Origin of the sequence: Streptomyces sp. NPDC046931 (assembly GCF_040644655.1) — a bacterium.
In the GTDB taxonomy this organism is placed as follows: domain Bacteria; phylum Actinomycetota; class Actinomycetes; order Streptomycetales; family Streptomycetaceae; genus Streptomyces.
Window position 1 is genome coordinate 220,285 of the sequence record NZ_JBEYWX010000009.1, and the last position, 26,266, is coordinate 246,550.

General features: G+C 71.6%; 26 protein-coding genes and 1 pseudogene. 8 read left to right on the forward strand and 19 right to left on the reverse strand.

Going from position 1 to position 26,266, the window contains the following annotated elements; all coding sequences use genetic code 11:
* Positions 1 to 18: 18 nt before the first annotated feature.
* Positions 19 to 819 (forward strand): FMN-binding protein, encoded by an 801-nt coding sequence (locus tag ABZ876_RS18805; protein WP_361781892.1) that lies wholly within the window; start codon positions 19 to 21, stop codon positions 817 to 819.
* Positions 820 to 1,620 (forward strand): FAD:protein FMN transferase, encoded by an 801-nt coding sequence (locus ABZ876_RS18810; RefSeq protein ID WP_361781895.1) that lies wholly within the window; start codon positions 820 to 822, stop codon positions 1,618 to 1,620. It abuts the gene before it with no gap.
* Between the two features lie 54 nt (positions 1,621 to 1,674).
* On the opposite strand, the gene ABZ876_RS18815 is transcribed toward ABZ876_RS18810, so the two are convergent.
* The 6 genes and pseudogenes from ABZ876_RS18815 to ABZ876_RS18840 all read right to left on the reverse strand — a co-directional run bounded on the left by ABZ876_RS18815 (position 1,675) and on the right by ABZ876_RS18840 (position 7,067).
* On the reverse strand, positions 1,675 to 2,211 hold the full coding sequence (locus tag ABZ876_RS18815; RefSeq protein ID WP_234517204.1) for an arginine repressor: 537 nt from the start codon (positions 2,209 to 2,211) through the stop codon (positions 1,675 to 1,677).
* A 7-nt stretch (positions 2,212 to 2,218) separates the two neighbouring features.
* Entirely contained in the window at positions 2,219 to 3,463 is a 1,245-nt protein-coding gene (locus tag ABZ876_RS18820; RefSeq protein ID WP_361781898.1) for an acetylornithine transaminase, read from the reverse strand.
* Positions 3,460 to 4,377 carry an acetylglutamate kinase gene (gene argB, locus ABZ876_RS18825; RefSeq protein ID WP_361781901.1) on the reverse strand — a complete coding sequence of 306 codons (918 nt, stop codon included), beginning with the start codon at positions 4,375 to 4,377 and terminating at the stop codon, positions 3,460 to 3,462. The genes ABZ876_RS18820 and argB overlap by 4 nt, the downstream gene beginning before the upstream one ends.
* Positions 4,374 to 5,525, reverse strand: coding sequence for a bifunctional glutamate N-acetyltransferase/amino-acid acetyltransferase ArgJ (gene argJ / locus ABZ876_RS18830; protein WP_361781903.1), 1,152 nt, complete (start codon positions 5,523 to 5,525; stop codon positions 4,374 to 4,376). Before argJ ends, argB begins: the two co-directional genes overlap by 4 nt.
* The gene (gene argC / locus ABZ876_RS18835; protein WP_361781906.1) at positions 5,522 to 6,550 is read right to left on the reverse strand and encodes an N-acetyl-gamma-glutamyl-phosphate reductase; all 1,029 of its coding nucleotides are present in this window, start codon (positions 6,548 to 6,550) and stop codon (positions 5,522 to 5,524) included. Before argC ends, argJ begins: the two co-directional genes overlap by 4 nt.
* Positions 6,551 to 6,594: 44 nt before the next feature.
* Positions 6,595 to 7,067: pseudogene (locus tag ABZ876_RS18840) on the reverse strand (GtrA family protein).
* A 420-nt stretch (positions 7,068 to 7,487) separates the two neighbouring features.
* Here ABZ876_RS18840 and ABZ876_RS18845 point away from each other — a divergent pair.
* Positions 7,488 to 8,006, forward strand: coding sequence for a DUF6314 family protein (locus ABZ876_RS18845; protein WP_361781909.1), 519 nt, complete (start codon positions 7,488 to 7,490; stop codon positions 8,004 to 8,006).
* Here the strand turns inward: ABZ876_RS18845 and ABZ876_RS18850 are convergent.
* Complete coding sequence (locus tag ABZ876_RS18850; protein WP_361781912.1) at positions 7,939 to 8,526, reverse strand: histidine phosphatase family protein; 588 nt, start codon at positions 8,524 to 8,526, stop codon at positions 7,939 to 7,941. The two genes, ABZ876_RS18845 and ABZ876_RS18850, sit on opposite strands and share 68 nt — an antisense overlap.
* 66 nt (positions 8,527 to 8,592) lie before the next feature.
* Positions 8,593 to 10,098, reverse strand: a complete 1,506-nt coding sequence (locus ABZ876_RS18855) for a PLP-dependent aminotransferase family protein (protein WP_361781915.1) — start codon at positions 10,096 to 10,098, stop codon at positions 8,593 to 8,595.
* Between ABZ876_RS18855 and ABZ876_RS18860 the strand changes: the two genes are divergently transcribed.
* Complete coding sequence (locus ABZ876_RS18860) at positions 10,097 to 11,029, forward strand: DMT family transporter (protein ID WP_361781918.1); 933 nt, start codon at positions 10,097 to 10,099, stop codon at positions 11,027 to 11,029. The genes ABZ876_RS18855 and ABZ876_RS18860 overlap by 2 nt on opposite strands.
* A 93-nt stretch (positions 11,030 to 11,122) precedes the next feature.
* The gene (locus ABZ876_RS18865; protein ID WP_361781921.1) at positions 11,123 to 11,329 is read left to right on the forward strand and encodes a DUF1918 domain-containing protein; all 207 of its coding nucleotides are present in this window, start codon (positions 11,123 to 11,125) and stop codon (positions 11,327 to 11,329) included.
* Positions 11,330 to 11,400: 71 nt separating this feature from the next.
* On the opposite strand, the gene ABZ876_RS18870 is transcribed toward ABZ876_RS18865, so the two are convergent.
* A complete protein-coding gene (locus ABZ876_RS18870; protein WP_361781924.1) occupies positions 11,401 to 12,621 on the reverse strand; it encodes a family 10 glycosylhydrolase in 1,221 nt (406 codons plus the stop codon).
* A 219-nt stretch (positions 12,622 to 12,840) separates the two neighbouring features.
* Between ABZ876_RS18870 and ABZ876_RS18875 the strand changes: the two genes are divergently transcribed.
* Together ABZ876_RS18875 and ABZ876_RS18880 are read left to right on the forward strand one after the other, a co-directional pair.
* Entirely contained in the window at positions 12,841 to 13,701 is an 861-nt protein-coding gene (locus ABZ876_RS18875; RefSeq protein ID WP_361781927.1) for a 3-hydroxybutyryl-CoA dehydrogenase, read from the forward strand.
* A gap of 200 nt (positions 13,702 to 13,901) precedes the next feature.
* On the forward strand, positions 13,902 to 14,159 hold the full coding sequence (locus tag ABZ876_RS18880; RefSeq protein WP_234517192.1) for a hypothetical protein: 258 nt from the start codon (positions 13,902 to 13,904) through the stop codon (positions 14,157 to 14,159).
* Here the strand turns inward: ABZ876_RS18880 and ABZ876_RS18885 are convergent.
* From ABZ876_RS18885 to infC, 10 genes are all read right to left on the reverse strand, one after another.
* The gene (locus ABZ876_RS18885) at positions 14,156 to 14,722 is read right to left on the reverse strand and encodes an NUDIX domain-containing protein (protein WP_361781931.1); all 567 of its coding nucleotides are present in this window, start codon (positions 14,720 to 14,722) and stop codon (positions 14,156 to 14,158) included. The two genes, ABZ876_RS18880 and ABZ876_RS18885, sit on opposite strands and share 4 nt — an antisense overlap.
* Positions 14,723 to 14,882: 160 nt before the next feature.
* Positions 14,883 to 16,223: a transcriptional regulator gene (locus ABZ876_RS18890; protein ID WP_361781934.1), complete on the reverse strand. Its 1,341-nt coding sequence runs from the start codon at positions 16,221 to 16,223 to the stop codon at positions 14,883 to 14,885.
* 272 nt (positions 16,224 to 16,495) lie between these two features.
* A complete protein-coding gene (locus tag ABZ876_RS18895; RefSeq protein ID WP_361781937.1) occupies positions 16,496 to 17,518 on the reverse strand; it encodes a PP2C family protein-serine/threonine phosphatase in 1,023 nt (340 codons plus the stop codon).
* Between the two features lie 387 nt (positions 17,519 to 17,905).
* Positions 17,906 to 20,425 carry a phenylalanine--tRNA ligase subunit beta gene (gene pheT, locus ABZ876_RS18900; protein ID WP_361781940.1) on the reverse strand — a complete coding sequence of 840 codons (2,520 nt, stop codon included), beginning with the start codon at positions 20,423 to 20,425 and terminating at the stop codon, positions 17,906 to 17,908.
* Positions 20,425 to 21,546 (reverse strand): phenylalanine--tRNA ligase subunit alpha, encoded by a 1,122-nt coding sequence (pheS, locus tag ABZ876_RS18905; protein ID WP_361781943.1) that lies wholly within the window; start codon positions 21,544 to 21,546, stop codon positions 20,425 to 20,427. Before pheS ends, pheT begins: the two co-directional genes overlap by 1 nt.
* Before the next feature lie 148 nt (positions 21,547 to 21,694).
* Positions 21,695 to 22,849 carry an ATP-binding protein gene (locus tag ABZ876_RS18910; RefSeq protein WP_361781946.1) on the reverse strand — a complete coding sequence of 385 codons (1,155 nt, stop codon included), beginning with the start codon at positions 22,847 to 22,849 and terminating at the stop codon, positions 21,695 to 21,697.
* Between the two features lie 91 nt (positions 22,850 to 22,940).
* Positions 22,941 to 23,801 (reverse strand): RNA methyltransferase, encoded by an 861-nt coding sequence (locus ABZ876_RS18915; protein ID WP_361781949.1) that lies wholly within the window; start codon positions 23,799 to 23,801, stop codon positions 22,941 to 22,943.
* Positions 23,802 to 23,903: 102 nt separating this feature from the next.
* The gene (gene rplT / locus ABZ876_RS18920; protein WP_003977226.1) at positions 23,904 to 24,287 is read right to left on the reverse strand and encodes a 50S ribosomal protein L20; all 384 of its coding nucleotides are present in this window, start codon (positions 24,285 to 24,287) and stop codon (positions 23,904 to 23,906) included.
* Between the two features lie 98 nt (positions 24,288 to 24,385).
* A complete protein-coding gene (rpmI, locus tag ABZ876_RS18925) occupies positions 24,386 to 24,580 on the reverse strand; it encodes a 50S ribosomal protein L35 (protein ID WP_059125647.1) in 195 nt (64 codons plus the stop codon).
* 187 nt (positions 24,581 to 24,767) lie between these two features.
* Positions 24,768 to 25,478 (reverse strand): translation initiation factor IF-3, encoded by a 711-nt coding sequence (gene infC / locus ABZ876_RS18930; RefSeq protein ID WP_234517184.1) that lies wholly within the window; start codon positions 25,476 to 25,478, stop codon positions 24,768 to 24,770.
* Between the two features lie 349 nt (positions 25,479 to 25,827).
* On the opposite strand from infC, the gene ABZ876_RS18935 reads away from it, so the two are divergent.
* Positions 25,828 to 26,241 (forward strand): DUF1844 domain-containing protein, encoded by a 414-nt coding sequence (locus ABZ876_RS18935; protein ID WP_361781953.1) that lies wholly within the window; start codon positions 25,828 to 25,830, stop codon positions 26,239 to 26,241.
* Positions 26,242 to 26,266 lie beyond the last annotated feature (25 nt).

Sequence of the window (26,266 nt, forward strand, 5' to 3'; positions counted from 1 at the left end):
TCAGGAGCTTTGGGAACGATGAGGAAGAGCCATCCCCTTCGGCGTGCCGTGCTCGCCGGCGCCGCCACCGTGTCAGGAATCGTGCTGCTGCTGTCGCTGAAGCCGGCGTCGGATCCGTCCTCGGCCCAGGCGGCCGGCGGAGCCGCACCGCAGCAGACCGCCGCGGCCCAGGAGTCGCCGCAGGGTGGCAGCGGGCAGCAGACAGGCACCCAGACCGTCACCGGCGACGTGGCCAAGACGCAGTACGGCAACGTGCAGGTGCGTCTGACGCTGAGCGGCGGGAAGATCACCAAGGCCGACGCCGTCCAGGCACCCAAGGGCGGTCTCAGCGACCAGAAGACCGCCATGTCCGTCCCCAAGCTCAACCAGGAGGCCGTCGCCGCGCAGAGCGCGCAGATCGACGCCGTCTCGGGCGCCACCTACACGAGCGGCGGCTACAAGCAGTCGCTCCAGTCGGCGATCGACAAGGCCAAGGCCGCCTCGGGTGGTGCGGGCGGTTCCGGCTCCGGGGGCGGTTCCGGGTCGTCGTCGGGGTCGTCGGCCCAGGCGCGTACGGTCACCGGCGACGTGGCCAAGACGCAGTACGGCAACGTGCAGGTGCGTCTGACGCTGAGCGACGGAAAGATCACCAAGGCCGACGCCGTCCAGGCACCCAAGGGCGGTCTCAGCGACCAGAAGACCGCCATGTCCGTCCCCAAGCTCAACCAGGAGGCGGTGAGCGCCCAGAGTGCGAACATCGATGCGGTCTCCGGCGCGACGTATACCAGCGCCGGGTACAAACAGTCCCTGCAATCGGCCCTGGACAAGGCCGGTGGCTGAGTGGCCGGACAGGTGACCGATCCCGCCGAGGCACCGCCCGCGCTGCGCCACGCGGAAGAGGTGATGGGCACCGTCGTCTCCTTCGATGTGCGCGGCGGGGAACCCGAGGTCTTGCGCACCGCGTTGGAGGAGGCCATCGCCGGACTCCACCGCGTGGACGAGGTGTTCAGCACCTACCGGGAGGGCAGCCAGATCTCGCGGCTCGCCCGCGGCGAGGTGACCGTCGAGGAGTGCGACCCGGAGGTCGCCGAGGTGCTCGCGCTGGGTGCCGAGGCGGAGCGGCGCAGCGACGGCTGGTTCAGCACGCGCTACGAGGGACGGATCGACCCGACCGGGATCGTCAAGGGCTGGGCGATCGAACGGGCCGCCCGGCTGCTGTCGGCGGCCGGGGCGAGCGGAGTGAGCGTCAACGGCGGCGGGGACGTCCAGCTGTACGGGGTGCCCGGGTCACACCGCCCGTGGCGGGTCGGGGTGTCGGATCCGCTGCGTCCCGGCGGGCTCGCTGCGGTGGTCTCCGCGGCCGGCACCGAGGAGCTGGCCGTCGCCACGTCCGGGACCGCGGAGCGCGGCGCGCATATCGTGGATCCGCGCACCGGCCGCTCGGCGGTGACCGACCTGGTCGCCGTGACGGTGGTGGCCCCCCGGCTGACCTGGGCGGACTGCTGGGCGACGGCCGCGTTCGCGATGGGCTCGCGGGAGGGGCTGGCCTGGCTGGAGTCGCTGCCGGACGTGGAGGCGCTGCTGATCACGGCGGGCGACGAGGTGCGCTGCACGGGCGGGCTGGCGGCACGGCTGGGATGACCGCGGACGGGCAGGGCGCACCGGCTCCGGTGCGCCCTGCCCGTATGTCCCGGCTCAGTGCCCGGTCTGGGCCAGCCGCAGCAAGTGGTCGGCCAGTGCCTGCCCCCCGGTCGGATCCCGGCTGATCAGCAGCACGGTGTCGTCACCCGCGATCGTGCCGAGGATGTCGTGCAGTTCCGCCTGGTCGATGGCCGAGGCCAGGAACTGCGCCGCGCCCGGCGGGGTGCGCAGGACCACGAGATTCGCGGACGCCTCCGCGGAGATCAGCAGCTCCTGGGACAGTCGCCGCATCCGCTCCTCCTTGGCCGACCCGCCGAGCGGTGCGCGCGGAGTGCGGAAGCCGCCCTCGCTCGGAACCGCGTAGATGAGGTCGCCGTCGGTGTTGCGGATCTTCACCGCGTTCAGCTCGTCCAGGTCCCGGGACAGCGTCGCCTGGGTGACGTGCAGCCCGTCGTCGGCGAGGAGTTTCGCCAACTGACTCTGGGAGCGAACCGGTTGCCGGTTGAGGATGTCCACGATCCGGCGGTGGCGCGCGGTGCGGGTCTGCGGCACGGCGGGTCCCGTGTGCTCGTGGTCCTGCGCCTGGGTCATCGTCGTCTCATTCTCCGGATCGTCCGTCCCCGTTCACTGCGTCGAGGACACCGGGAAGCGCCCGGAGGAAGGCCGCCACGTCGTCGTCGCCGAGGTTCAGCGGCGGCATCAGCCGTACGACGTTCGGGGCGGGCGCGTTCACCAGGAAACCGGCGTCCTGAGCCGCCTGCTGCGCCTGCTGCGCGAGCGGCTCGGAGAGCACGATACCCAGGAGCAGGCCCGCACCCCTGACATGGTCGATCAGCGGGTGCCCCAGCGACTCGATTCCCTCCCGCAGCCTTTCGCTCTGCCGCTTGACGTTCTCCAGGAGACCGTCGGCCGCGATGGTGTCGAGGACGGCGAGCCCGGCGGCGCAGGCGACGGGGTTGCCGCCGAAGGTCGTGCCGTGCTGGCCCGGCTGGAGCAGCTCGGCCGCGCGGCCGAAGGCGACGGCGGCGCCGAGCGGCAGCCCGCCGCCGAGGCCCTTCGCGAGCGTGACCACGTCCGGCAGGACGCCCTCGTGGGCCTGGTACTCGAACCAGTGTCCGGTGCGGCCGATACCGGTCTGCACCTCGTCGAGCACGAGCATCGCCCCGGTGGCGGCGGTGATCGCCCGGGCCGCCTTGAGGTAGCCGGCCGGCGGGACGACCACCCCGTTCTCGCCCTGTACGGGCTCGATGATCACGAGGGCGGTCTGCTCGGTGACCGCGGCGGCCAGCGCCTGCGCGTCGCCGTAGGGGACGTGCGTGACCTCGCCGGGCAGCGGCAGGAACGGCTCCTGCTTGCCGGGCTGGCCGGTGAGCGCGAGGGCGCCCATGGTGCGGCCGTGGAAGCCGCCGTCGGTGGCGACCATATGGGTGCGCCCGGTCAGCCGGCCGATCTTGAAGGCGGCCTCGTTGGCCTCGGCGCCGGAGTTGCAGAAGAACACCTTGCCGTCCCGGCCGAAGAGCTGGAGCAGCCGTTCGGCGAGGGCGACGGGCGGTTCGGCGATGAACAGGTTGGAGACATGGCCGAGGGAGGCGATCTGGCTGCCGACCGCCTCGACCACCGCGGGGTGGGCGTGGCCGAGCGCGTTGACCGCGATGCCGCCGACGAAGTCGAGGTACTGCTTGCCGTCGGCGTCCCACAGCCTGGTGCCCTCGCCGCGCACGAGGGGCAGCCTCGGCGTGCCGTAGTTGTTCATGAGGGCGCCCCGCCACCGCTGGGCCAGCTCCTCGTTGGCGGAGTTCCCGACGCCTGCGGAGTCGGCGGTGATTCCCGTCGTACGGGTCATACGGAGGCCCCCTGAGCGAATTCGTCGGGCACGACCATCGTGCCGATGCCCTCGTCGGTGAAGATCTCCAGCAGGATCGAGTGCTGCACCCGGCCGTCGATCACGCGGGCCGTGGTGACGCCGTTGCGCACGGCGAACAGGCAGCCCTCCATCTTCGGGGCCATGCCGGAGGACAGCTCCGGCAGCAGCTTCTCCAGCTGGGACGCGGTGAGACGGCTGATCACCTCGTCGGAGTTCGGCCAGTCCACGTAGAGCCCTTCGACGTCCGTGAGGACCATGAGGGTTTCGGCGCCCAGTGCCGCAGCGAGTGCCGCAGCCGCCGTATCAGCATTGACGTTGTAGACATGTCCGTCGTCCTGGCTGCGTGCGATCGAGGAGATGACCGGGATGCGGCCGTCCGCGAGCAGCGCCTCGATCGCTCCCGTGTCGATTTCGGTGATCTCGCCCACCCGCCCGATGTCGACCCGTCGGCCGTCGATCCGGGGCTGGTGCCGGGTGGCGGTGATGGTGTGCGCGTCCTCGCCGGTGATGCCGACGGCGAACGGACCGTGCTGGTTGAGCAGCCCGACCAGCTCGCGCTGCACCTGACCGGCGAGCACCATGCGCACGACGTCCATGGCGTCCTCGGTGGTGACCCGCAGGCCCGCCTTGAACTCGGTGGCGATGCCGTGCCGGTCTAGGGCCGCGCTGATCTGGGGGCCTCCGCCGTGCACGACGACGGGTCTGAGGCCGGCGTGCCGCAGGAAGACGACGTCCTGGGCGAAGGCGGCCTTCAGCTCCTCGTCGACCATGGCGTTTCCGCCGAACTTGATGACGACGATCTTGCCGTGGTGGCGGGTCAGCCAGGGCAGCGCCTCGATAAGGATCTTGGCCTTGGGCAGGGCGGTGTGTTTACGCGTCGTTCCGGTGCTCATGAGGAGTAGGCGCTGTTCTCGTGGACGTAGTCGGCGGTCAGGTCGTTGGTCCAGATGGTGGCGGTCTCGCTGCCGGCGGCGAGGTCGGCGACGATGTGCACCTCGCGGTAGCGCATGTCCACCAGCTCGCGGTCCTCGCCCACGGAACCGTTCTTGCAGACCCAGACGCCGTTGATGGCGACGTTGAGCTGGTCGGGCTCGAAGGCGGCCCCGGTGGTGCCGATCGCAGACAGGACACGGCCCCAGTTGGGGTCCTCGCCGTGGATCGCGCACTTGAGCAGGTTGTTGCGGGCGATGGAGCGGCCCACCTCCACCGCGTCCGCCTCGGTCGCGGCGCCCACGACCTCGACCTTGATGTCCTTGCCGGCGCCCTCGGCGTCGCCGATGAGCTGGCGGCCCAGGTCGGCGCAGACCTCCCGGACGGCCTCGGCGAACTCCTCGTGGCCCGGGGTGATGCCGGACGCCCCGGAGGCGAGGAGCAGCACCGTGTCGTTGGTGGACATGCAGCCGTCGGAGTCGACCCGGTCGAAGGTGACCTTGGTGGCGGCCCGCAGGGCCCGGTCCAGGGACTCGTTGTCGGTGTCGGCGTCCGTGGTGAGGACGACGAGCATGGTGGCGAGGCCGGGCGCGAGCATGCCGGCGCCCTTGGCCATACCACCCACGGTCCAGCCGTCCCTGGTCACGACGGAGGTCTTGTGGACCGTGTCGGTGGTCTTGATGGCGATGGCGGCCTTCTCGCCGCCGTGCTCGGACAGCTGGGCGGCGGCCGTGTCGATGCCCGGGAGCAGCTTGTCCATCGGGAGCAGGACGCCGATGAGGCCCGTGGAGCAGACGGCGACCTCGATGGCGCCCCGGCCGAGGACGTCGGCGGCCTTCTCCGCCGTCGCATGGGTGTCCTGGAAGCCCTTGGGGCCCGTGCAGGCGTTGGCACCACCGGAGTTGAGGACGACCGCGGAGACCTGGCCGGCCTTGAGGACCTGCTCGGACCACAGCACCGGCGCGGCCTTCACACGGTTGGAGGTGAAGACGCCCGCGGCGGCGCGGCGGGGGCCGTTGTTGACGACGAGGGCCAGGTCCGGGTTGCCGTTCTCCTTGATTCCGGCGGCGATTCCGGCCGCCGTGAACCCTTTTGCTGCCGTGACGCTCACGGTGCGACTCCGATCGTGGAAAGCCCGGTGGTTTCGTCGAGCCCGAGGGCGATGTTCATGCTCTGCACGGCACCGCCCGCGGTGCCCTTGGTCAGATTGTCGATGGCGCTGATCGCGATGATGCGGTGCGCGTCGGCGTCGTACGCGACCTGCACCTGAACGGCGTTGGAACCGTAGACGGACGCGGTGGAGGGCCACTGTCCCTCGGGGAGCAGATGGACGAAGGGCTCGTCGGCGAAGGCCTTGTCGTAGGCGGTGCGGACGGACTCGGCGGTGACGCCGGGCCTCGCCTTCGCACTGCACGTGGCCAGGATGCCGCGGGACATGGGCGCGAGGGTGGGGGTGAAGGAGATGGAGACGGTCTCCCCGGCGGCCGCACTCAGGTTCTGCACCATCTCGGGGGTGTGCCGGTGCACGCCGCCGACGCCGTACGGGGACATCGATCCCATGACCTCGCTGCCGAGCAGGTGCGGTTTGGGTGCCTTGCCGGCCCCGGAGGTGCCCGAGGCGGCGACGACCACGGCCTCGTTCTCGGCGAGACCCCCGGCGTATGCGGGGAAGAGCGCGAGCGAGACGGCCGTCGGATAGCAGCCGGGTACCGCGATGCGCTTGGACCCCTCCAGAGCAGCGCGGCCACCCGGCAGTTCGGGAAGGCCGTAGGGCCAGGTGCCGGCGTGCGGTGAGCCGTAGAACCTGTCCCAGGCGGCCGCGTCCTCCAGCCGGAAGTCCGCCCCCATGTCGATCACGAGGACATCCGACCCGAGCCGGTCGGCGACCGCGGCGGACTGCCCATGCGGCAGGGCGAGGAAGACCACGTCGTGCCCGGCGAGCTGCTCGGGGCCGGTCTCCTGGAGCACGCGGTCGGCCAGGGGCAGCAGATGCGGCTGCAGTCCGCCCAGCCGCTGGCCGGCGTTGGAGTTCCCGGTCAGGGCGCCGATCTCGACCTCCGGGTGGGCCAGGAGCAGACGCAGCAGTTCCCCGCCCGCATATCCGCTCGCTCCGGCGACCGCCGCACGTACCCTCATGGAACCTCCTCCTGGATGGCATGACTATACGTATCGCTGCACGTTTATGCAATCCTGAAGGCCGAGCCTCTCTCTCGATGGTGACGGCCGGAACGCGTCACCGCAGAGGAGCACGTGCGGGGGGCATCCCCGTCCTTGGGGAACATGATCGTGCGGGAGACGGCGAAGGTCGCGGGAATCGCGGCGGCGGAGGCGAGCAGCGGGGCGAACGTGCTCCCGGCGTGGAGGACGTCGACCACAACGCACATGCCTGCCGTCGTGACCAGGAAATTGGTGGCATTCGTCAGCGGGAACAGCAGGAATTTCCGCCAGGTAGGCCGCGTCCGGTAGGTGAACCGCGCGTTGAGGAAAAGGATCCGATCATACTGAAGACGAACGCGAGGACATGCGCGGCGAGATAGGTAGAACGGACGGGAAAGAGGAGGTAGGGTCCGTAATAGGTGAGCGTGTTGATCACGCCGACGATGGCGAATGTGAAGAGCCGCCTCGCCATCGGACGCGCGAGTAGGGTGCGCATCAGGGGATGAGGCCCTTCGCCGTGCCGTGCGCCGGGCAGTCGTCCGCTCGGTCCACGCTGGTCGCCTTCACCAGGAAGTGCGGGCGCCGTTTGGCCTCGTGGTCCGCGGTCGGATGAATCGACCGTGGACAGGGCCGGACAAAGCATTGCCGGCAGCCCCTCCCAGAGATTCCCCTCGTTTTCCTTGTTCCGCCCACATGGACAGGCGGTTCTTCCCGATGGTTGTGCCGCCTCCGAAAAGTGATGCGATTAATTCCGAATACAGAGCGGGTAGCGCCAGGGATTTCCGTGGCCATACGGGAAACAGAATTCGAACGACAGGTGACACGCGGCTGTCCTCGCCGAGGGTGCGCTGCCGCCCCTGGCGCGGCGGCCAGTGACCGGAACGCCGCCTCCGTCCGATCGCCTAGGCTCGCACGCATGGATCCCCGGTTCTGGCCCGTGCAGGACGTGCTCGCCCATCTCGCCGGGCGGTGGAACGTGGAGCGTGCCGTCCGCGACCTCGCGAGCGGTGAGGAAGGGCGTTTCACCGGGACGACGGTGTTCTCGCCGCTGGAGGACGGCGGCGACGGGCTTCTGCACCACGAGTCGGGCACGTTCCTCTGGCGGGGCACGCCGCGTCCCGCCGAGCGGACGCTGTGGTTCCTGCCCGGGGACTCCGCCGGCACGGCGCGGGTGCGGTTCGCCGACGGCCGCCCGTTCCACGACCTCGATCTGACCACCGGCCGCCATGTCGCCGACCATCCGTGCGCCGCGGACCTGTACCGGGGCGAGTTCACGGTCCAGGACGCGCACCACTGGCGCACGGTGTGGCGTGTCGGCGGGCCCGCCAAGGACCTGGTCCTGACGACCGACTACACGCGCGCCGGCGTTACCCCCGGGGGGCCGCCGCCTGCTCCAGGCGGAGGTTCCAGCGCCCGTCACGTCCGGCGAGCGTGAGCGTCGACAGGGGACGGACGTCGATGTTCCAGTACGACGACGGCTGGGCCCTCAGCGCGTACACCAGGGCGGCCCGCACCACCGACGGCTCCGCCACGGCCACGACGCGGCTGCCGTCGTCCACCGGGCGCGTCTCCAGCCAGCCGCCCACCCGCGAGATGAACGAGGCCAGCGACTCGCCACCGTGCGGCGTGGAGCGGGGGTCGGCGAGCCAGGCGTCCACCGCTGACGGCTCCCGGGCCATCGCCTCGCCCAGGGTGAACCCGCGCCAGCGGCCCATGTCGCAGTCCCGCAGCGCGAGCTGCACCAGCGGGGCGTACCCGAGCGCGTCCCCGGTCGCCCGGCTCCGCGGCGTCGGCGAGCAGTAGCGCAGCTCGGCCGCCGCCAGCGGCACCAGATCCCCGGCGGCCCGCTGTACCTCGTCCCAGCCCGCCTGGTCCAGCGGGTGGTCGTCCTGGAAACGCTCCGCGAGCAGCGAGGAGCTGCGCGCGGCGGCGACGAACGTGACCCGAACATGCACAGGCCGATCGTTCAACTCACAAGTACGCAGGTCAAGAGGCCGTTACGGAGGAGTTACCAAGGGTATTCAGCGCGCATCACCCGGGGCGTGAGGCAGCGCGTTGCCCGGCGCACGACCGCGGACCTCGTCCTTGCGGGGCCCGAACACCTCGTCGCATGCGGTACGCAGTCGCCGTACGCCCTCCATGATCTCCCCTGCCCCGGCGACGGCCGCGAAGCTCAGCCGCAGGTGGGCGGCGGGGGGTTCGGCGCTGAAGTAGGGGCGTCCGGGGGTGACCGCGACGCCCGCGCGCAGGGCGCCCGCGACGAGGGACGGCTCGTCGGTGCCGTCGGGCAGGCGCGTCCATAGGTGGTAGCCGCCGGAGGGAATGTGCGGCAGGGCGAGTTCGGGCAGGTGCAGGCGGAGGGCGGCGGTCATGGTGTCCCGGCGGTGCCTCAGCTCGGCGGCGACGGCACGCAGATGGCGGGGCCAGGCGGGCGAGCCGACGAGTTCGAGCGCGGCCTCCTGCAACGGACGGGGCACGAAGAAGGTGTCGACGACCTGGATTGCTCGCAGCCGCTCCAGGACCGGGCCGCGTGCGGCCAGCGCGCTGACCCGGAAGCTGGGCGAGGTGGCCTTGGTGAGCGAGGAGACGTGCACGACGACACCGTCGGGGTCCTCGGCGACCAGGGGGGCCTGCAGCGGACCGGCGTCCTCGTGCGCCAGCCGCCGTACGAAGTCGTCCTCGATGACGAACGCGCCGGACTCGCGCGCGATGTGCAGCACCTCGCGCCGGCGCTCCGGGGCGAGGACGGCGCCGGTCGGGTTCTGGAACAGCGGCTGACAGACGACGACACGGGCCCCGCTCGCCCGGAAGGCGTCCGCGAGCAGGGCCGGTTTCATCCCGTCCGCGTCGACCGGGACGGGCACGGGCCGCAGGCCCGCCGCGCGGGCGATGGCCAGCATGCCGGGGTAGGTGGGCGACTCGACCAGCACCGGCGCGCCGGGCGGTGCCAGTGCCCTCAGCGCGGTGGTCAGTGCGGACTGGCCGCCCGCCGTGATCAGTACGTCGGCTGCGGTGATCGCGCCGCCGATGCCGCGGGCGAACCACTCGCGCAGCTCGGCGACTCCCTCCAGGGGCGGCCGGGCCCACACACCGGGGCGACGCCCGGCCCGGGAAAGGGCCGCGCCCATCGCACGTTCCGGTTGCAGGGCCGGATGCAGATAGCCGCCGTTGAACTCGACCACGCCGGCCGGCGGGGCGGCCAGGGAGTCCAGCACGCCGGAGGCATCCACGCTCCTGGGCACGAGTTCGGCGGCGGCCTCCGCGCTGAGGGCGACCTCCTGCCAGGCGGTGTCACCCGCCGTCGGGGCGGCCGCACGCGGCTCGGCCCGGAAGGCGCCGGCTCCGGGCCGCGTCACCACGAGCCCCTCGGAGGCCAGCTGCGCGAGTACGCGCGACACGGTCACCGGGCTGACCCGGAACCGCTCGACGAGCGTCCGACTCGACGGCAGCTTCTCCCCCACGGAGTAGCGCTTCACTTCCGACCGCAGTATGCGAGCCAGATCGCCGACACTGCTACGCTCTTGCATGAGAGCACAGGATAGCGCTACCGGCCCGGCGACGATAGCGGCCACACAGACGGACGGTGGAAAGGCCCCGGCCCCCCGGTCCGCGGGCACGATCCTGGCCGCCCTCGGGGTCGTCGCCTTCTCCCTCACGTTTCCCGCCACCGCCTGGGGGCTGGAGGGTTTCGGGCCCTGGTCGCTCGTGGCGGTGCGCAGTGCGCTGGCCGCGATCATCGCCGGCGGCTGTCTGCTCGCGCTGCGGGTCCCGCTGCCCGCGCCGCCGCATTGGGCGGGTCTCGCCGTGGTCGCGGGCGGAGTCGTGCTGGGTTTCCCGCTGCTGACCACCCTGGCCCTGCGGAGCTCGACCACCGCGCACGCGGCGGTGGTCGTCGGACTGCTTCCGCTCACGACGGCCGTCTTCTCCGCCCTGCGCGTCGGCGTCCGCCCCTCCCGTACGTTCTGGCTGGCCGCGCTGGCCGGCGCCGCGGCCGTGCTCGCGTTCACCGTGCAGCAGAGCGGCGGCGCGCTGACCGGCGCGGACGCCTACCTCTTCGGGGCGCTGCTGGTCTGCGCCGCGGGCTACACCGAGGGCGGCCGGCTGGCCCGCGTGATGCCCGGCTGGCAGGTGATCGCATGGGCCCTGGTGCTGTGTCTGCCGCTGAGCGTGCCGGCCTCGCTCATCGCCCTCTCCTACGAGCCGGTCCACCTGACGGCGCACGCGGTGGCGGGACTGCTGTGGGTGGCGGCCGGCTCCCAGTTCCTCGGACTGGTCGTCTGGTACCGGGGCATGGCAGCCGTGGGAATCCCCCGTGCCAGCCAGTTGCAGCTGGCACAGCCGCTGCTCACACTGGTGTGGTCGGTACTGCTCCTCGGCGAGCAGCTCACCCCGGCCGCACCGCTGACGGCCGCCGCGGTGCTGGTGTGCATCGTGGTCACTCAGCGGGCGCGGGGCTGACCGGGGCGGGGCGCGCGGAGCAGGTCGGCCGGCGCCACGGGCCGTGGATCGCGGCCACGGACCGATACCGCATGTGACGAGGAGGCCCCCCAGATGCGCGCAACCGTGGGCGACAAGCTGGTGCAGCACGGCAGGACCGTCGGGCAGCACGACAAGATCGGTGAGATCGTCGAAGTCATGGGCACGGACGGCAACCCGCCGTACCGCGTCCGCTTCCAGGACGGGCACGAAGGTGTGTGCTCCCCCGGACCCGACACCGAGATCCGTCACAAGGAAATGGGTCAGCAGGTCGGGCCGTAGGGCGAATCGGGCAAAGGCCCGGGCCGGAGCGGGCCCGCCCCTCGGACCGCGCACGGCGGCCGGGCGCGGGCTCAGCGCGGAGGCTGCGCCGGCTGCCCGTAGTGGTCGGCGACGACGCGGGCCATCGCCCCGGCCGGGTCCGCCCCCACCTCCTTGGCGGCGAAGAAGACATGTCCCCGCGCCTGCGGGTATCGCTTGGCGAGGGTGAGGTGGCGCGAGAGTTCCGCCGGGTCCCGCCAGGCGGCGGGCTGCGCCGGGTCACCGGCCCTGTAGAGCGCCTCACCCACGTACAGCTGTGTGCGCGTGCCCTGGGTGACCCCCGCCCACCAGGGCAGGAGTGTGGCGTAGTCGGCGGCGCGGAAGCCGATGTGCCAGTAGATCTGCGGGCAGATGTAGTCCAGCCAGCCGGACCTCACCCATTTCCTGGTGTCCGCGTAGAGGTCGTCGTACGTCTGCACCCCGGCCCGGGTGTCCGAGCCGCGGGGGTCGGTCTCGGCGTTGCGCCACACCCCGAAGGGGCTGACGCCGAAGCGCGCGGCCGGCCGGAGCATGCGCAGGCGCGCCGCGGTCTCCTGCACCAGGAGGTCGATGTTGTGCCGCCGCCAGGCGGCCCGGCTGGTGAACCCTCCGCCGTGGGCCGCGTACGCCTGGTCGTCGTCGAAGAGGCCGCCCTCGACGGGATACGGGTAGAAGTAGTCGTCGAAGTGGACGCCGTCGACCGGATACCGGCGTACGGCGTCCAGGATCGCGTCCTCGACGAACGCGCGCACCTGAGGCAGTCCGGGGTTGTAGAAGAGCCTGCCGCCGTAGGGCACCACCCAGTCCGGGTTCAGGCGGGCGGGATGCCGGGCGGCGAGCCGTGTCAGGTCGGTGTGGGAGGCCACCCGGTACGGGTTGAACCAGGCATGCAGCTCGAGTCCCCGGGCATGCGCCTCCTGCACCGCCGTGCCGAGCGGGTCCCAGCCCGGGTCCTGCCCCTGGATGCCGGTCAGGAACTGGGACCACGGCTCGTAGGGCGAGGGCCAGAACGCGTCGGCCGACGGGCGCACCTGGAAGAAGACGGTGTTCAGCCGGCGCCGCACCGCGGTGTCGAGGTGGGCGCACAGCTCGGCGCGCTGCGCGGCGGCCGGAAGGCCGGCCCGGGAGGGCCAGTCGCGGAGGAACACGGTCGCCAGCCACATTCCCCGCATCTCCCCGGCCGCCACGCGGCGCGGCCGGGCGGCGGCGCCGGCCGCCGGCACCAGGGTCGACAGGGCGGCCACCGTGAACGCCCGGCGTGACACTCGTCGCATGCACTCGTCCCCATACGGTCCGGATTCCTACGGTCACGGATCGTATCCCCTGGGAGCGGGCCCGACCCGGATGATCGATCACCGGCACGCCGGGGGTAACGTGCAGGGTCGAGAGCAGGCACCGAACCACGGTGGGACCTGCAGGGGGCGTCCTGTGATCGCGCGAGCCGGTGTGGTGAGCGGACCTCCCCAGGCCCGATGATCAGCGAAGGGGACGATGTGACCGACATCGAACGCGTCGGAGTGGTGGGCTGCGGCCAGATGGGAGCGGGCATCGCCGAGGTGTGCGCTCGCGCCGGGCTCGACGTGAAGGTCGCCGAGACCACCGGCGAGGCCCTGGAGATCGGCCGGACCCGTCTGTTCGGCTCCCTGGCCAAGGCGGCGGAGCGAGGCAAGATCTCCGAGGAGGAGCGGGACGCGACGCTGGCGCGCCTCACCTTCACCACCGACCTCGGGGAGTTCGCGGACCGCGACCTGGTGATCGAGGCCGTCGTCGAGAACGAGCAGGTGAAGACGGAGATCTTCCAGGTGCTCGACCAGGTGGTGACCCGCCCCGACGCCATCCTCGCCTCCAACACCTCCTCGATCCCGCTGGTGAAGCTCGCGGTCGCCACCTCGCGGCCGGACCATGTGGTGGGCATCCACTTCTTCAACCCGGCGCCGGTGCAGAAGCTCGTCGAGCTGATCCCTGCGCTGACCACCTCCGAGGGCACGCTCAGCCGGGCGCAGCTGTTCACGGAGAAGCTCCTCGGCAAGCACGCGATCCGTGCCCAGGACCGCTCCGGTTTCGTGGTGAACGCGCTGCTCGTGCCCTATCTGCTCTCGGCCATCCGGATGTTCGAGTCGGGCATCGCGGGCCGTGATGACATCGACAACGGCATGGAACTGGGCTGCGCCCACCCGATGGGCCCGCTGAAGCTCTCCGACCTGATCGGCCTGGACACCATCGCGTCCATCGCCCACTCGATGTACGAGGAGTACAAGGAACCCCTGTACGCCGCTCCCCCGCTGCTCCAGCGCATGGTGGAGGCGGGCCGGCTCGGCCGCAAGACGGGTTCCGGCTTCTACACCTACAGCTGATCCCGGTCCCTCACGGACCGTGAGTTCTGGGCCGGAACGGGCCCGGCGCCGTTTCCGGTGCCGGGCCCGTGGCATTCACACACCGTGTGCGACGGGGACACGCATATGCCTTTCGCACACGCTCCCCACGCGTCCACCAGCCGAGTTGACTCTTCATGCGCATTGCAAGGGATGTGACGACTACGGAAAGGAGCGGACCCGTGACCGCCGACCCCGAGCATCCCGTGGTCCATGGAGAAGTCGCAGAGTTACGCCGTCGCCTCGATGTGGCGCACGCCCGGGTCGAGGGAGGGCTGGCGCTGCTCGGTCATCGAGCCGAACAGACCGCCAAGGATCTCGACGAACTGAGCCTGCGCGTGGTGGCGCTGGAGCACACACGCTGGCCGCTGCCCGCGGTGGCCGCCCTCACGGCGGTGGGCGCACTCGTCGTGGCGATCTGGCAGGCCCTGGGCCGCTAGCCCACCGGACCAGGCGGTGAGGGCAGCGCGTCCTGCCCGAGCCTGAGGTGGTGCAGCAGGAGTAACGCGGCCGCCATGTTGGCGGCCGGGACCTCTCCGCGGGCGACCAGGTCGGGGACGAGCTTGAGGGGAACCCATTCCCGACGGTCCGACTCGAAGTCGTCCACGGGGTGTCCGACGTACTCTCCCTCGTCGGCCCAGTAGACGTGGTGCCGGGCGTCGGTGAGTCCGTTGGAGGGCTCGACGCTCATGAGATGGCGGAGAGGTCCCGGCCGCCAGCCGGTCTCCTCCTCGAGTTCGCGGGCCGCCGCGGCGACGATGTCCTCGCCGTCGTCCACGACCCCCGCCGGGAGCTCCCACCCCCAGCTGTCGGTGATGAAACGATGCCGCCACAGCAGCAGTACTTCGTTGGCCTCGTTCACGACGGTGGCCACGGCGACGGGCCGCAGCCGTATCAGGAAGTGGTCGAGGTGCCGGCCGTCCGGCAACTCCACATCCGCCAGATTGACCCTGAACCAGCGGTTTGCATACACAGTTTGTTCGTTCAGTTTCGTCCACTGCACGGTTCTGCCACCTTCCGCTGAGTAAGTGGCAATATCGCAGCAGGAGCGGTGACCCAGCAGGCTCACAGTGGCGCATGCGCGGCGCAGCGGCGGGCGCAGCGGTGCGCGCCGACGGGACGCCCGGCGGGCCGAGGCGGCCCTCGGGCAGCGGCCGGCCGCTCTACAGCGGTACGCGCAGGGCGCCGTCGATGAGTTCGGCTGCCTCGGCCGTTCCGGCGCAGCCGCTGCGCACCAGGTGTTCGCGTACCGCCCGCAGTCTGTCGCGCAGCCGCATGGACTCCATTCCCCGCGCCCGCTCCGCCATTTCGACCGCCGTGGCCACCGCCTTGTCGGCGTTGCCCTGCCGCAGTTCGATCTGGCTGAGCATCGCGAGCCGGTGCACCCGGCCACGGTCGTGCGCGGGCGTGTCCACGGCGGCCGCGGCATGCTCCCCCGCCGCCGTCAGATCGCCGAGGCTGAGCAGCGCCTCCGCGACCTGGACGTTGACCAGGCCGGGCTGGACATAACCGGTCTCGTCCGGTTCACGGCCGCGCCGGATGCGCTCGGCGGCCGACTCGGCCCGCCGTATGCAGGACAGCGCGCTGGTCGCGTCGCCGAGATGCGCGTACGCCTTCGCCTGCATCGCGTAGAGGTCGGAGGCGAGGGCCGGGGTGATGTGCTTGCCCGCGGCCCGCAGCGCGGCCTCGGCGAAGGCGACGGCCTGCCGGTGCTCCCTCATGAACAGCGACTGGTTGACCAGCAGCGCTATCACATATGCGCCGAGTCCGCGGTCCCCGCTGGCCTTCGCCAGGCGCAGGGCCTGGTGGAAGTAGCGCTGGGCCAGACCCTGGGCGTCCGAGTCGTAGGCGCAGATGCCGGCGACGGCCACCAGACCGCCGGTGGCACGGTGCAGCTGGCGGCCCATGGCGTCGGTGTAGCCGCCGCGCAGCAGCGGCGCCGTCTCGGAGTTGAGAAAGCCGACGATCCGGCTGCGGGTCGCGATGCCGCCCGCCTTGCGGTACATCTGCTCGTAGTGGGCCCGGGCGGCGCGCAGCATCTCGACGTCGGCGGGGGTGACCCGGTGCCGCCCGCCCCGCGAGACATCGACGTCCTCGGGCGGGTTCTCCCACTCCCACACCGGCATCACTGCGGGTGTGCCCGTGACCGCGGGGGCCCCGAGGATGTGCGGGCGCTGCTGTTCGTCGGAGCGCCACAGCGCCGTGGCCCGTTCGACGAAGCCCGAGAGGCTGGAACCGTGCGGGGCGGCCGGTTCGCCGGGCACGCCGAGGCCGATGTCGTCGAGGGTCACCGGGCGGTGCAGCCGGGCGGCGAACACCTCGCAGATCAGGTCGGGCACCTGGCCGCGCGGACGCTGGCCCTTCAACCACCGTGCCACGGCGGTGTGTTCGTACCTGAGCGCGAGTCCGCGCGCCCGCCCCGCCTGGTTGACGTGCGCGGCGAGTCCCGCGTGGGAGATCCCGGCCTCGTCGAGGATCGCGTCGAGCAGGGTGTTGGGCTGCATGGAAGGCCCTCCGGTGGCTCGGTGCGGACAGCGTAGTGCGGACGGGTTCACACGGGGTGTGAACGGAGTGCGCGCATCCGAGCTGTGCGTGCGCTGTTGCGGAGAGTTTCCGGCCGGTTGACTGAAACCCCTCGCAAGAGGCCGGCGGGCCGCCGGCTCCCCCTCGTACAGTGCGGCGGCCCGATTCCGCGCCGTCCGCCCAGCTGCCTGCCCGACACTCCGTGGCGGGGCGGACGGCGCGACGGCGCTCCGCGGGGCACGCCGGCCGGCTGCTACCGGTGGTTCGTCGGGTGCGGATCCGTCGTGGCCGGTCGTGCGGTTCCCCGCGCGCCGGACGGGGCGCCCCCGCGGCGGTCGTTGCGCACGACCAGGAGGGCCACGTCGTCGGTGAGGCGTGCGCCGGTGTGGCGGAGCAGGGCGGCGAAGACGGTGCGCAGCACGTTCTGGGGTACGACGTCGTCGCGGACGGCCTCGGTCAGGGCCGAGGACAAGGGGAAGAAACGCCCGTGTGCGTCTCGGGCGTCCTCGGCCCCGTCGGTGTGCAGGAACAATGCCTGTCCGGGCAGCAGTCGCCCGCAGTCGGTGGCGGGCAGATCCTCCGGGAGGGGGAACGGCCCGAGCGGGGGCAGGGGTTCCGCTCGGTCGAGGGGGACGGCTCCGCCCCGCTTCAGCAGATACGGCCACGGGTGGCCGCAGTTGAGGGCCCGCAGCTCGCCCTCACGGCCGACCTCCAGCAGCAGGAGGGTCACGAACTCCTCCGCGACCGGGCTGTCCGGGTCCCGGCCGGACGAGGGGTGTTCCGCCCGGAGCCGCTCACGCAGGTGCCGGGCCAGCGCCCGGTCCAGTCGGCGCAGCACCGGCGCGAGTTCGGGCTCGTCGTGCACGGCCTCGCGGAAGCTGCCGAGCACGGCGGCGGCGGTGGCGAGCGCCGCGAGTCCATGGCCGCGCACATCGCCCATCACTATGCGGACGCCGTGCTCGGTGGCGATCACCTCGTACAGGTCGCCGCCGACGGTGGCCCCGCGGTCCGCGGACGCCTGGGCGGCGGCCACGCGCAGCCCGTCGATCCACGGAGGCAGCGGGCGCAGCAGCACGCTCTGGGCGGCGCCCGCGACCTTCCGGGCCTGTCTCAGTTCGCGCAGATACGCGTGCCGGACGTGCAGGAACAGTCCCGCGCCGGCCGCCAGGAACACCGCGCTGCCCACGATCCGTGTACCGAGGGCGTGCTGCTGGGCGAGCGGACAGGCCAGCTTGTACGTGATCGCGGTCGCGCCCCATACGGTGGGCAGTCCCACCGTGAACGCCCGCCTCAGACGCCGGGAGCCCCGGCCGCCGTGCCCGGCACCTCGGGCGACGACGGAGCCCAGCCGGCCGCGGGAAGATACACCGGGCCGCGGCCCGCGAGGGGGCCCAGCCTTGATTCGGATCATGTCGGCCCCCCATGAGAGCCCCGAGTGCGCAGAACCGGCCCACGGAGTCCCACCTCACGCCCCCGGGCCGGTCCGATTCTGTCGACCGGGCCGCCCGCCCGTAGGGATCGCTCGGACTTGCCACCCTAACGAGTGAGGTGGCCGACGGGATGAGTGAGGTGCCCGAGGAGCACGGACGCCCCCCGGGCATGGGCGAGGGGAGCCGCGCGGCCGGAGAACGGCCCGCGGCTCCCCTCGATCGGGTCCGGTCGACTAGCTGCGCAGCGCCGCTCCGGTGCGCTCGGCCGCCAGCGCGACCGCCGCGTCACGGGCCGCGGAGGCCTCGTCGACGGTCAGAGTGCGGTCGGGGGCGCGGAAGCGCAGCGCGTACGCCAGCGACTTCTTGTCCTCGCCGAGCTGCGCGCTCTCGTAGACGTCGAACAGCCGGATCGCCTCCAGCAGCTCGCCGGCGCCCTCGCGCAGCGCGGACTCGACGTCCGCGTGCGGAACCGCCTTGTCCACGACCAGGGCGACGTCCTGCGTGGCGACCGGGAAGGCGGAGATGCGCGGTGCCTGCGGGGTGGCGTCGCCCATCTGCTCCAGGACGTCCAGGTCGAGCTCCATGGCGCAGGTGCGCTCCGGCAGACCCAGTGCCTTCACCACGCGCGGGTGCAGCTCGCCCGCGTGGCCCACGACCCGCTCGGTGCCGTCCACGGCGACCGCCAGCTCGGCACAGCGGCCCGGGTGCCAGGGCCCGTACTGGCCCTTGCGGACGATCAGCTCGGCCCCGGTCTCGCGGGCCACGGTCCGCGCCGCCTCGACGGCGTCGGCCCAGTCGGCCGGGCGGCCCCTGCCCCACCAGCCGGCCTGCTCCCGTGCGCCCGCGAGGACGACGGCGACATGGCGCGGCTGCTCGGGCAGCCCCGCGTTCAGCTCCGCGATCTCCTCGTCGGTGGGGCGCCGGCCGACGGACAGGTGGACGGCCGCCTTCCGCTGGTCGGCTGCCTGGGGACGGAAGACGAGGCCGGTCTCGAACAGCGCCAGGTCGTGGTTGCCGCGGCCGTCGTTGCGGCGCAGCGCGCCGAGCAGGCCCGGCAGCAGCGTCGTGCGGAGCGCGGGCTCCTCGTCGTTGAGCGGATTGACCAGCTTGACGACCCGGCGGGCCGGGTCGTCGGCCTCCAGGCCGAACTGGTCGAAGACCTGCTCGCTGACGAACGGGTAGTTCGGCGCCTCGACGTAGCCCTCTCCGGCGAGCACGCGGCCGACCCGGCGGTGCAGCCGCTGCCGGTGGGTCAGCCCGCGGCCCGAGGGGAGCCTGGGCAGCGTCGAGGGCAGGTTCTCGTAACCCTCCAGCCGGATGACCTCTTCGGCCAGGTCGTTGGGGTCGGCGAGGTCGGGCCGCCAGGACGGGACGGTGACGACCAGCTCGTCCTGCCCGTACACGTCGCAGCCGACCTCCTGGAGGCGGCGGACGACGGCCTCACGGCCGTACTCGACGCCCGCGACCCTGTCCGGGTGGTCGGCGGGCATCGTGATGGTGTGCGGCGCGGACGGCGCGACGACCTCGGTCACCCCGGCGTCGGCCGTGCCCCCCGCGAGCAGCACGAGCAGGTCGACGGTGCGCTGGGCCGCCGCCGAGGCGGCCTGCGGGTCGACGCCGCGCTCGAAGCGGCGGGACGCCTCCGAGAGCAGCTTGTGACGGCGGGCGGTGCGCGCGACGGAGATCTGGTCGAAGTGGGCGGCCTCGATGACGACCTCGGTCGTGGCGTTCTCCGGGTCCTCTGCGTGATCGGCGATCTCGGTGTTGGCGCCGCCCATGACGCCCGCGAGGCCGATGGGGCCGCGGTCGTCGGTGATCACGAGGTCCTCGGCGTGCAGAGTGCGCGTGACGCCGTCGAGGGTGGTGAGCTTCTCGCCCTCCTCGGCGCGGCGGACGCCGATCGCGCCCTGCACCAGCTTCCGGTCGTAGGCGTGCAGCGGCTGGCCCATCTCCATCATCACGTAGTTGGTGATGTCGACGGCGAGCGAGATCGGGCGCATGCCGACCTTCTGAAGCCGGCGCTGCAGCCAGATCGGGGAGTGTGCCTGGGGGTCGAGGCCGGTGACCGTGCGGGCGGTGAAGCGGTCGCAGCCGTGCGGCTCGGAGATCGTGACCGGGTGGCCGAAGGCGTTCGGGGCCGGGACGTCGAGCAGCGCCGGGTCGCGCAGCGGCAGACCGTAGGCGATGGCGGTCTCACGGGCGACACCGCGGATGGACAGGCAGTCGCCGCGGTTGGCGGTGACGGCGATGTCGAGCACCTCGTCGACCAGCTCGAGCAGCTCGATGGCGTCCTTGCCGACCTCGGTCTCCGGCGGCAGCACGATGATGCCCTTGGTGCCGTCCTCGCCCATGCCCAGCTCCTCGCTGGAGCAGATCATGCCGTGCGAGTTCCGGCCGTACGTCGTGCGCGCGGCGATCGCGAAGCCGCCGGGGAGCACGGCACCCGGCAGGACCACGACGACCTTGTCGCCGACGGAGAAGTTGCGGGCGCCGCAGACGATCTCCTGGGGCTCGCCGGTGCCGTTGGCCCGGCCCACGTCGACGGTGCAGAAGCGGATCGGCTTCTTGAAGCCCTCCAGCTCCTCGATGGTCAGCACCTGGCCGACGACCAGCGGCCCCTTGAGGTCGGCGCCGAGCTGCTCGACGGTCTCGACCTCGAGGCCTGCCGAAATGAGCTTGGCCTGCACGTCGCGCCCGGTCTCAGTCGCCGGCAGCTCGACGTACTCCCGCAGCCAAGAAAGCGGGACCCGCATCAGATCTCCATCCCGAACGGCCGGGTGAACCGGACGTCACCCTCGACCATGTCTCGCATGTCTTCGACGTTGTGGCGGAACATCAGCATCCGCTCGATGCCGAACCCGAAGGCGAAGCCGCTGTACTTCTCCGGGTCGACGCCGCAGGCGGCGAGCACCCGCGGGTTGACCATGCCGCAGCCGCCGAGCTCGATCCAGCCCTCGGACGAGCAGGTACGGCAGGGCCGGTCGGGGTTGCCGACGGACTCGCCCTTGCAGACGTAGCAGAGCATGTCCATCTCGGCGCTCGGCTCGGTGAAGGGGAAGAAGTTCGGCCGCAGCCGGGTCTTCATGCCCTCGCCGAACAGCGACTGGACCATGTGGTCCAGGGTGCCCTTGAGGTCGGCCATGGTCAGGCCCTCGTCCACGGCGAGCAGCTCGACCTGGTGGAAGACCGGGGTGTGGGTGGCGTCCAGCTCGTCGGTGCGGTACACGCGGCCGGGACAGATCACGTAGACCGGCAGCTCGCGGTCGAGCAGGGAGCGGATCTGGACCGGCGAGGTGTGGGTGCGCAGCACGACGCCGGACTCGGTGCCGCCGTCGGGGCCCTGCACGAAGAAGGTGTCGGCCTCGCCGCGGGCCGGGTGGTCCGGGCCGATGTTGAGGGCGTCGAAGTTGAACCACTCGGCCTCGACCTCGGGGCCCTCGGCGACCTCGTAGCCCATGGCCACGAAGATGTCCTCGATGCGCTCCGAGAGCGTGGTCAGCGGGTGGCGGGCGCCGGCCGGGACGCGGTCGTGTGGCAGCGTGACGTCCACCGACTCCTCGACCAGCACGCGAGCGTCCCGCTCGGCCTCCAGCTCGGCCTGGCGGGCGGCGAGGGCCTTGTTCACGGCGCCGCGGGCCATGCCGACGCGCTTGCCGGCCTCGGCCTTGGCGTGCGGGGGCAGGGCGCCGATCTCGCGGTTGGCAAGGGCCAGCGGCGAGGCGGGGCCGGTGTGGGCGACCTTGGCCTCGTGGAGGGCGTCGAGAGAGTCCGCGGCGGTGAAGGCGGCGAGCGCCTCGTCCCGCATACGCTCGATCTCTTCCGGTTTCAAGGCCTCGACCTCGACAGGGTCGTACGACTTATTGGGTGCCGACATCTCTTCCCGTGCTTCCGATTGGCTGGCTGAGGGTCCCCGTCACCGAGTCGTGGGTGAATCGTCTCCGTCTTCGGGACGCAAAGGTGCCAAAGGCCGAGTCTAACGGTGCTGGGGAAAGCGAACGCGCCCGTGGGTGCTGGGCCGGCTCCTACAAGAGGTGCGCCGGGGTCCCCACGGGCAGGGTAAATCGGAACTCCGCGCCGCCGCCGTGGGCGCGGCCGACCGTGATGGTGCCGCCGTGGGCCTCGACGATGCCCTTGACGATATAGAGCCCGAGGCCCGTGCCGCCGCGCTTGCTGCCCCGCCAGAAGCGGGTGAAGACGCGGTTCATGGATTCCTCCGGGATGCCGGGACCCTCGTCGCTCACGGTGACCGACGTGGCAGTGTTCTCGTCGTGCCCCCCGGGGCCCCCTTCACGGGGGGACACCGCGGGTGTGACATCGATCGTGACGGTTCCCTCGCCGTGGCGCACGGCATTTTCGATGAGGTTGCTGAGCACCTGGTCGATCTTGTCGGGGTCGGCCCACAGGGCGGGCAGGGGCTGCTCGATGCGCAGCAGAAAGCGGTCCGCGGGCTGGCCCGCGGCGACGTACGCCTGAATGTGCCGCCCGACCGCCGCGCCCATGTCGACGGGCTGCCGTCGCACCTCCAGTCGCCCGGAGTCGATGCGGGAGATGTCGAGGAGTTCGGCGATGAGCCGGGTGACCCGGTTGGCGTCGGCGTCGACGGTCTCCAGCATCAGGCGTTTCTGGTCGTCGGTGAAGCGTTCCCACTTGGCGAGCAGGGTGGCCGTGAAGCCCTTGACGGAGGTGAGGGGCGAGCGCAGCTCATGGGCCACGGTGGCGATCAGCTCGGCGTGGCTGCGCTCGGTGCGGCGCCGCGCCTCGGTGTCGCGCAGGGAGACGACGACCCGGCGGATCGGGCCGGCCGGGTACGCGCGCACATACTGCGCGGAGACGAGGACCTCACGTCCCCCGGGCAGCAGCAGATTGCGCTCGGGCTGCCGGACACGGATCGTAAGCCCGCCGTACGGATCGGTCAGCTGCCACCAGCGCCGCCCCTCCAGGTCCTCCAGCGGCAGCGCGTGCTCGAGGCGTCTGCCCAGGGCCTTGGCGGCGGGGACGGCGGTGATACGGGCGGCCGCGGCGTTGAAGCAGATCACATGGCCGTACTCGTCGGCGACGACGAGTCCGTCGGGGAGTTCATCGGGGTCGATGCCGAGTTCGGCGAGATCACCGCGCCGGGGCGCGGGCGCGCGCTGCGCGTCCCGTGCCCCCGGTGCTCTGCTCGTGCCGACACCCATATCCCCGTACCCCACCTCTCGTCTGGCGTGGGGAACCTGCCTCCCTGCTCAAGCCGAGAGCTGGGGGGAGGCCCCCGAGCCCGCCACCCTACTAGCCGGGGGTGACGGAGCGGCACCCTCCGACGGCGCGCTGTGCCCGGGCGGACGCATAGAGACATACGGCTGCGGCGGTCGCGAGGTTCAGGCTCTCGGCCTTTCCGTGGATGGGCACCCGCACCACCGCGTCCGCCAGGGCGCGTGTCTCCTGCGGGAGCCCCCAGGCCTCGTTGCCGAACACCCAGGCGGTCGGGCCGCCCATGGTGCCCTCGTCGAGTTCGTCGTCGAGGTCGCGGTCTCCGGCCCCGTCGGCGGCCAGGATCCGCACGCCGGCCTCCTTCAGGCCCGCCACGGCGCGCTCGACGGGAACGCCGACGGCGACGGGGAGGTGGAAGAGGGACCCCACCGAGGCCCGGACGGCCTTGGGGTTGTAGAGGTCGACGGAGGCGTCGGTGAGGACGACGGCCTCGGCCCCGGCGGCATCGGCGCACCGCAGCACCGTTCCGGCGTTGCCGGGGTCGCGGACGTGGGCGAGGACCGCGACGAGGCGGGGGGCGGCGTCGAGGATCTCGTCGAACGGGGTGTCGAGGAAGCGGCAGACGCCGACCAGTCCCTGCGGGGTGACGGTGGTGGAGATGTCGGCGATGACGTCCTCGTCCGCGAGGTGGACACGGGCACCGGCGTCCCGGGCCTGCCCCACGATGTCGGCGTAGCGCTTGGCGGCGTCCGGGGTGGCGAACAGCTCCACGAGGGTGGCCCCGTCGGCGGCCCGGTGCCCGGCGGCCTCGCGTACCGCCTGCGGCCCCTCCGCGAGGAACAGCCGGTCCTTGCCGCGGAAGTTCCGCTTGGCAAGCCGCCGCGCCGCGCTGACGCGGGGCGAGCGGGGGGAGATCGGCTCGGGGGCGGCGGGCGTCATGTGTTTCACCTTCGAAAGTTCAGGAGTCCGAACACAGTCGGACCCGCAGGCTGCGTCAGCCTGCGGGTCCGTTCAGTCACGTCGGCTGGGCCGGCGAGGCGTTCAGGCCGCCTTCGGGGCGTTCACGTCCGACGGCAGCGCCTTCTGGGCGACCTCGACGAGCGCGGCGAACGCGTTCGGGTCGTTGACGGCCAGCTCCGCGAGGATCTTGCGGTCGACCTCGACGTTGGCGGCCTTCAGACCCTGGATGAAGCGGTTGTAGGTGATGCCGTTGGCGCGGGCAGCGGCGTTGATGCGCTGGATCCACAGCTGACGGAAGTCGCCCTTGCGCTTCTTGCGGTCGTTGTAGTTGTAGACCAGCGAGTGGGTGACCTGCTCCTTGGCCTTGCGGTACAGGCGCGAACGCTGACCGCGGTAGCCGGAGGCCTGCTCGAGGATCGCCCGGCGCTTCTTGTGGGCGTTGACTGCCCGCTTGACGCGTGCCACTTGTTAACTCCTTGTAGCGGGGCCGCGGTGGAACTCACACGGCCCGGAAACGATATGGGTCCCGGTTCGGACGTTCGGCGCTCGCAAGCGCCGCCGCGTCACTTGCCGAGAAGCTTCTTGATCTTCTTGGCGTCGGCCGGGGCCATCTCGGCGTTGCCGGTGAGGCGACGCGTCAGACGGGACGACTTGTGCTCGAGCAGGTGGCGCTTGCCGGCGCGCTCGCGGAGCACCTTGCCGGAGCCGGTGATCTTGAAGCGCTTGCTGGCACCGCTGTGCGACTTGTTCTTCGGCATAGCGCCGTTCTCTCCTCGTCGGTGGCGCTCCGGTGCCCGGTCGTGAGAACCGGGCACATGGAGCGTCGCTCTTCTATCGGTTACATCCTGAGACTGGCGTCCCGGGCTTTGCGGGGTCCGTACGTCCGCCGTGCGGCGGTCGTACGTCCGTACGTCCGGCGTTCCCCCCGGGACCTTCGTCCCGGGATCAGGCCTCGGCGGAAGCCTCGGCCGGGGCCTCGGCGGTCTCGGCGTCGGCGGCGTTCTGCGAGCGGCCGGGATTGGCCTTCGCCTCCGCCTTGCGGGCCTCCTGCGCCTGACGAGCCTCGGCCATCGCCTCGGTCTTCTTCTTGTGCGGACCGAGAACCATGATCATGTTGCGGCCGTCCTGCTTCGGGTTCGACTCGACGAAACCGAGGTCCTGGACATCCTCCGCGAGGCGCTGCAGCAGTCGGTAGCCCAGCTCGGGCCGGGACTGCTCGCGACCACGGAACATGATCGTGATCTTGACCTTGTCGCCCTGCTTGAGGAACCGAACGACGTGACCCTTCTTGGTGTCATAGTCGTGCGGGTCGATCTTCGGCCGGAGCTTCATCTCCTTGATGACCGTGTGCGCCTGGTTCTTGCGCGCCTCACGGGCCTTCATGGCCGACTCGTACTTGAACTTCCCGTAGTCCATGAGCTTGCACACGGGCGGACGGGCGTTCGCCGCGACCTCGACCAGGTCCAGGTCGTACTCCTGAGCAAGCTCCAGTGCCTTGGCAAGCGGCACGATGCCGACCTGCTCGCCACTGGGACCGACAAGTCGCACCTCGGGAACGCGAATCCGGTCGTTGATGCGGGGCTCGGTGCTGATGGATCCTCCTCGGTAGCACCATACGGCCGCCTGGCAGACAGCCGCGTATGTCTGGATTGACATAGGAACCAACCGTCGCGGCGCATCAAAAATGCCCCGGACGGTGCACAGGCGGACTCCGAACTTTCCGGAGCACCGCCGCGGTGACCGCGGGGCGCGCTTCGGGCGACTCCACCGTCCGTACGGAACGGTGGTGGCCGCCTGACCGGTGACCCGCCGCCCCGGAGGACGGCCAGGTGGGAGATCGGAGCCTCCACTTGTGGGCCGGGCACAGCCGTGCTCGGCCGGTCGTCACACAAGGTTAGCAGCTCCCCGGGAGAGGTGCGAACCGGCGTGCACCGGGCATCCGCGGCCCCGGCCCGCGGGCCTCCCGCGCGTGGGCGTGGGCGCCCCGGGGCCTATGGTGTGGGACATGAGTGACACCTCCCCCGAGGAATCCCGGGCTTTCGCACAGTCTCCGGCCGCCGCAGAGTCCCCGGCCTCCGCCGGGAGCTCCGACTTCGACGCCATGACCCGTGACATCGCGGAGGTGCCCGCGGTCGAGGTGATCGTGACGGTCGCCGTCAATCTCATGAGCGCCGCCGCCGTGAAACTCGGTCTCACCGAGGAGGGCGACACGTACAAGGACCTGGACGAGGCCCGCAAGCTGGTGCACGCCCTCGCCGGTCTGCTCGACGCGAGCGCGACGGAGATCAGTTCCTTCCACGCGGCTCCGCTGCGCGACGGCCTGAAGTCGCTCCAGCTGGCGTTCCGCGAGGCGTCGATCGTCCCGGACGAGCCGGGCCAGGGACCGGGCGAGAAGTACACCGGGCCCGTCTACGGCTGACCCGGCCCCCGTCGGCGCGGCCGAT

Coding starts and splice junctions, on each gene's coding strand:
- ABZ876_RS18815 (WP_234517204.1), bottom strand. CDS start 2,211: ATGACCCAGGCGCAGGACCACGAGCACACGGGACCCGCCGTGCCGCAG.
- rpmI (WP_059125647.1), bottom strand. CDS start 24,580: ATGCCGAAGAACAAGTCGCACAGCGGTGCCAGCAAGCGCTTCAAGATC.
- pheT (WP_361781940.1), bottom strand. CDS start 20,425: ATGCGGGTCCCGCTTTCTTGGCTGCGGGAGTACGTCGAGCTGCCGGCG.
- argC (WP_361781906.1), bottom strand. CDS start 6,550: ATGAGGGTACGTGCGGCGGTCGCCGGAGCGAGCGGATATGCGGGCGGG.
- ABZ876_RS18860 (WP_361781918.1), top strand. CDS start 10,097: ATGAGAGCACAGGATAGCGCTACCGGCCCGGCGACGATAGCGGCCACA.
- ABZ876_RS18820 (WP_361781898.1), bottom strand. CDS start 3,463: ATGACCCGTACGACGGGAATCACCGCCGACTCCGCAGGCGTCGGGAAC.
- ABZ876_RS18845 (WP_361781909.1), top strand. CDS start 7,488: ATGGATCCCCGGTTCTGGCCCGTGCAGGACGTGCTCGCCCATCTCGCC.
- pheS (WP_361781943.1), bottom strand. CDS start 21,546: ATGTCGGCACCCAATAAGTCGTACGACCCTGTCGAGGTCGAGGCCTTG.
- ABZ876_RS18935 (WP_361781953.1), top strand. CDS start 25,828: ATGAGTGACACCTCCCCCGAGGAATCCCGGGCTTTCGCACAGTCTCCG.
- infC (WP_234517184.1), bottom strand. CDS start 25,478: ATGTCAATCCAGACATACGCGGCTGTCTGCCAGGCGGCCGTATGGTGC.
- ABZ876_RS18870 (WP_361781924.1), bottom strand. CDS start 12,621: ATGCGACGAGTGTCACGCCGGGCGTTCACGGTGGCCGCCCTGTCGACC.
- ABZ876_RS18865 (WP_361781921.1), top strand. CDS start 11,123: ATGCGCGCAACCGTGGGCGACAAGCTGGTGCAGCACGGCAGGACCGTC.
- ABZ876_RS18805 (WP_361781892.1), top strand. CDS start 19: ATGAGGAAGAGCCATCCCCTTCGGCGTGCCGTGCTCGCCGGCGCCGCC.
- ABZ876_RS18855 (WP_361781915.1), bottom strand. CDS start 10,098: ATGCAAGAGCGTAGCAGTGTCGGCGATCTGGCTCGCATACTGCGGTCG.
- ABZ876_RS18910 (WP_361781946.1), bottom strand. CDS start 22,849: ATGGGTGTCGGCACGAGCAGAGCACCGGGGGCACGGGACGCGCAGCGC.
- ABZ876_RS18915 (WP_361781949.1), bottom strand. CDS start 23,801: ATGACGCCCGCCGCCCCCGAGCCGATCTCCCCCCGCTCGCCCCGCGTC.
- ABZ876_RS18890 (WP_361781934.1), bottom strand. CDS start 16,223: ATGCAGCCCAACACCCTGCTCGACGCGATCCTCGACGAGGCCGGGATC.
- argB (WP_361781901.1), bottom strand. CDS start 4,377: ATGAGCACCGGAACGACGCGTAAACACACCGCCCTGCCCAAGGCCAAG.